At 61.1% G+C, this 4,575-nt stretch carries 5 protein-coding genes; all 5 read right to left on the bottom strand.

The features are described from left to right. Positions 1-790: alcohol dehydrogenase catalytic domain-containing protein (locus VF515_06665; GenBank protein HEX7407320.1), on the bottom strand; the 790-nt coding region annotated here is incomplete at its 3' end. Positions 791-971: 181 nt separating this feature from the next. Continuing rightward, a complete protein-coding gene (locus VF515_06670; protein ID HEX7407321.1) occupies positions 972-1,715 on the bottom strand; it encodes a hypothetical protein in 744 nt (247 codons plus the stop codon). Positions 1,716-1,728: 13 nt separating this feature from the next. Continuing rightward, complete coding sequence (hpnA, locus tag VF515_06675; protein HEX7407322.1) at positions 1,729-2,727, bottom strand: hopanoid-associated sugar epimerase; 999 nt, start codon at positions 2,725-2,727, stop codon at positions 1,729-1,731. Between the two features lie 292 nt (positions 2,728-3,019). After that, complete coding sequence (locus VF515_06680) at positions 3,020-3,445, bottom strand: hypothetical protein (protein HEX7407323.1); 426 nt, start codon at positions 3,443-3,445, stop codon at positions 3,020-3,022. After that, positions 3,445-4,569: an adenosyl-hopene transferase HpnH gene (hpnH, locus tag VF515_06685; protein HEX7407324.1), complete on the bottom strand. Its 1,125-nt coding sequence runs from the start codon at positions 4,567-4,569 to the stop codon at positions 3,445-3,447. The genes VF515_06680 and hpnH overlap by 1 nt, the downstream gene beginning before the upstream one ends. Between the last annotated feature and the right edge of the window lie 6 nt (positions 4,570-4,575).

Genomic DNA, 4,575 nt, shown 5'->3' on the forward strand with positions numbered 1-4,575 from the left:
TGATCCGGCCGCCTGGCCTTGCTGCCTCCATGGCGGCTGGAATCAATTTGGTCCCGGCCACCGCCAGAACCACGGCATCGGCCCCACGCCCCTCGGTCCATTCCCGCGTCTTTTCAACGGTGTCTGCCTGTGACGCGTTAATCGACCGACTCAAGCCAAAACCAGCGCTAATTGTAAGCCTCTGCACGTACAAATCGGAAGTTATTACCTTTGCACCCGACCTAAGTGCCAGTACTCCCAATATGATACCAATCGGGCCCTGTCCAATCACCAGCACTGTTTCGCCCCGCTCCAAGCGCAACGTCTCGATTCCCTTCATACACGTATTGACCGGTTCGATGAACGACGCCTGCTCGAACGAGCAGTCATCGGGCAGCTTGACCGCCCCGCCCCGCTCCAGAATCCAGTCCGATACCCGCACGTACTCCGAGAACCCGCCCCCGCTCGGCTCGAAACCCGCGCTGCAACCCACCTTCTTGTAAACGGGACATTGTGCAAAAACTTTGTGCCGGCAGTAGTAGCACTCTCCACAAGGAATGTGATGGAAAACGGATACCCGGTCCCCAACTGCATACCCCTTCACATTTGCCCCGACCAGCGCCACCGTCCCCGAAGTTTCGTGTCCGAAAATCCTGGGCGCTGAATGTGAACCAGTCGCAATCTTCTTCAGGTCGGTCCCGCAGATGCCGCAGGTGTGGACCTTGATCAGCAACTCCCCCGCGCCGATTTCGGGCACGCAAACGGTCTCCACGCGCACGTCGTTCACGCCGCGGTACACCGCCGCCTTCATCGTGGACGGGATCGTCCCCACCCCACTGCCCAGTCCGTTTTGTAAAGCTACCGGCATTCCTCTTAAAGGACCAAAACTCTACAAAAGTGTCATTCCGAGCGAGGATGCGGCAAACAACCAGCAGGCCCGCTTTTGGCCTGCGGGTTGCCGCATCCGAGTCGAGGAACCTGCAGTTCCTTCTCTAACCACGTCCTTCCCCTGCTATGACGCTCTCCAATTCTTCCGCCAACCGCTCCGCCGCCACCTTGCCATTTCTCCGCAGCGCACCCAACACTGGCCATACGTTGGGCCTGACAGAAGCCCAGCCTATCAACTTTAACAAATTCAGACGCCCGTTCGAATCAATAAATTGGCCCAGCGGCGGCATCTCAAAATCCAGCGTATCCGAGATCGCCTTCACCGCCAGGAACGGCACCCCGGCCGCGCGTGCAATCTCGGCCACCACCGCGGCTTCCATGTCCACCGCGTCCGCGCCGAACTGCTGCGCCATCTGTTCTTTTGCTTTGCGAGATAAAACCGACGCTGCGGTTACTAACACTCCCCGCGCCGCAACGTCGCGCACCGTCTCGTACCTTTCGCCTGCCGCCGCGTCGATCACTTGCGCCGGCCGTAGCACCTTCCCAATTGCCAGTTGTTGATTCAACGCGCCGGCGAGTCCCGCTGAAATCATGAGATCCGGCTCGTAATAATCCAGGGCGGCGCGTGCTGCCATGGCCGCTGGCTTCCGCCCAATCCCAGCGCACAGTATGAGAACACCGTCGCACCGATACGAGCTCTTCGCCGCCGCATGACCCGGCCCGTCCCAGTGCTCGACTTTCTTGCCCGCTCGTTTCCATTTGCGCAGCAGCGGCGCCACCTCCATCTCCATCGCCACGATGATGGCGATGCGGCGGGGCCCCCGCGGCGCGCCGGTTTTGGGTGTCATAGCGTGCACGTGCTTAGACATACCCGTTCGTCTTGAACCATTCGCACGCCCGCCGCAGCGCATCCTCTACCGGCACGACCTTGTATCCCAACTCGCGTTCCGCCTTCGACGACCGCACCCACATCTTCTTGCGACCCATGCGCACCGCATCAATCGTGACTCGCGGTTCCTTGCCCCGCAACTGGCCCGTGAATACCGTGTCAAAAACGCCCGCCGCCAGCGCGAACACGTACGGCAGCTTGACCTTGGGCGCGGGAATGCCCGTAGTCGCCGAAAGTTTGTCCAGGATCTGCTTGAGCGTCAGGTTCTCGCCGCCCAGAATGTAGCGCTCGCCCGGCTTTCCCCGCTCGTACGCCAGCACATGCCCTCGTGCGACTTCCCGCACGTCCACCACGTTCAAACCGGTGTCCACGTACGCCGGAAATTTCTTCTTCAGGAAATCGACGATGATTCTTCCCGTCGGCGTCGGCTTCACGTCCTGCTCGCCCACCGGCGCGCTCGGGTTCACGATCACGACGTCGTCGCCCTTCTTCCCGGCCTCCAGCGCCACCTGCTCGGCGACGAACTTCGACCGCTTGTAGTGCCCGATCATCTCCTCCAGCGTCACCGGCGTCTCTTCATCCACCACCGAGCCGTCGCTCCGGAATCCCATCGTCGCCACGCTCGAGCAATACACGATCCGCTTCACTCCCGCCTGCCGCGCCGCATCGATGAGTCCGCGTGTTCCCTCGACATTCGACCGGTACATCTCCATCGCGTCGGCTGCATTGCGGGTCCAAAGACGGTAATCCGCCGCGACGTGGAACACCGCCTCGCATCCGCGCAGCGCCTGCTTGTAAGTGGACGCATCGCGCAGGTCCCCGGTCACGATCTCCGAATTCTTCAGCGTGGAGATAGGCTTGGTGGGACTCGTGCTCCGGGCCAGCAGGCGCAGCTCCGCCCCCGCCACCTCCAGCGCTTGCGCAACGTGGCTGCCAACGAAACCCGTAGCTCCCGTGACGAAAGCTTTCACTGTGGGATAAATGCTACTCGATTGACGTGTTCGTGAGTGTTATCGAGTGGTAGGCCCCGGCGCCGCGATTCTCCTTACGGTTTGGGTAGGCCCCGGCGCCCTGATTCCTTTTACGGCTTGGTAGGCCCCGGCGCCGCGATTCTCCTTACGGTTTGGGTAGGCCCCGGCGCCCTCGCCGGGGCTGCATCGAACATGACCCCAAAATTACGCGGCACCGGCCGCCCTCGGCCGGTGCGAACCAATCTCTGTATTGACTGTCACCCGGAGCAAAGCACGCTTCAACTGACAACTGCTACTCCAGCTCCTCCGGCATTAGCCCGAAGCCCTTCTCTCCCGCCGCCTTCTTTTCCCAGTACTGACGCACCCAGTTCTCCCAGCTCTTCCCCGCCGCCATATCGCGCCCGGTAAACGCCAGCGCCGCAATCTCCGCATAGCTCACCGACGTCTTCGGACCGCCATCTTTCGGCAGTAACCGCACGCGCGAATCGGCCATAGTCTTTCCCGGCCGCCGGTCGAATATGTATCCCTCTACCTTCGTCCCGTCTTTCCTGGTAATCAGCACGTCCCCGCGATAGTCAAAGGCATGCTCCAGCGCCTCGCGCAGTTCGTCTTCTTGGGCAAGCTCCGGCACCCAGCCTTCCAGTTGCTCGCGCTTTGTTCCGGGGACAACTTCGAGTGCGTTGGGATCGACGTGGTGACCCGATTCCTTGCCCGTCATTAGGCCCGCGTCTCCTGCGGCGTATTGGAAGAATCTTCGATCTGTACCAGCGGATTGAATTCGTGCACCGGATGCACCGGCTCATCCAACAAATGCTCGGCGTCGGGATCAATGTAGTGGCTGAACATCGCCTTCGCCGTCGACAACAATCCCGACAGCGAGCTGAAGGTGTGGTTCACGGCCGACGCCTCGTATCCGCTGTGCACCATGCAATTCGCGCACTTCGGATTGCCCGACTCGGTCCCGTACTTTTCCCACTCCGTCGTTTCCAGTAATTCCTGGTACGTATCGGCGTAGCCGTCCTGTAGCAGGTAGCATGGCTTCTGCCAGCCGAACACGTTGTACGTCGGCATGCCCCACGGGGTACACGGATAAGTGCGCTTGCCCATCAGGAACTCGAGAAACAGCGGCGACATATTGAAGCGCCAATTCTCTTTCCGGTTCGACAGGATCGCCCGGAACAGCCGCCGCGTCCGCGCGCGACCCAGGAAATGCTGCTGGTCCGGCGCCTTCTCGTAGGAGTAGCCCGGCGAGAGCATCATGCCCTCGACGCCGAGTTTCATCATCTCGTCGAAGAACTCGCGCACGCTCTTCGGATCCGCGCCGTCGAAGAGCGTCGTGTTCGTCGTCACCCGGAAACCGCGGTCCAGGGCTTCTTTCACGCCCTCCACCGCCTTCTCGTACCCGCCCTCGAGGCATACCGACATATCGTGGTGTTCTTTTTGCCCATCGAGGTGCACCGAGAACGTCAGAAACTTGCTCGGCGTGAACTCGGCGATTTTCTGCTTTAGCAGCAGCGCGTTGGTGCACAGGTAGATGTACTTCTTGCGCGCGACCAGCCCTTTGACGATCTCCCCGATCTGCGGATGCAGCAGCGGCTCTCCGCCCGGGATTGCGATCGTCGGCGCGCCGCATTCGTCCACCGCCTTAAAGCATTCTTCCGGGGTGAGCTGCATCTTCAGCACGTGCCCCGGGTACTGGATCTTCCCGCATCCGGCGCACGCCAGGTTGCAGCGGAACAACGGCTCCAGCATCAGGACGAGCGGATACTGCTTGCGCCCCATCAGCTTCTGCTTCAGGACGTAAGTCGCTACCGTCCACGCCTGTGATACCGGAACTGGCATTCTGTT

This window comes from Candidatus Binatia bacterium (genome assembly GCA_036382395.1).
In the GTDB taxonomy this organism is placed as follows: domain Bacteria; phylum Desulfobacterota; class Binatia; order HRBIN30; family HRBIN30; genus JAGDMS01.

What these genes read in the sequence shown, in the direction of transcription:
- VF515_06670 (HEX7407321.1), bottom strand. Translation starts at nt 1,715, where the DNA reads ATGACACCCAAAACCGGCGCGCCGCGGGGGCCCCGCCGCATCGCCATC.
- VF515_06680 (HEX7407323.1), bottom strand. Translation starts at nt 3,445, where the DNA reads ATGACGGGCAAGGAATCGGGTCACCACGTCGATCCCAACGCACTCGAA.
- hpnH (HEX7407324.1), bottom strand. Translation starts at nt 4,569, where the DNA reads ATGCCAGTTCCGGTATCACAGGCGTGGACGGTAGCGACTTACGTCCTG.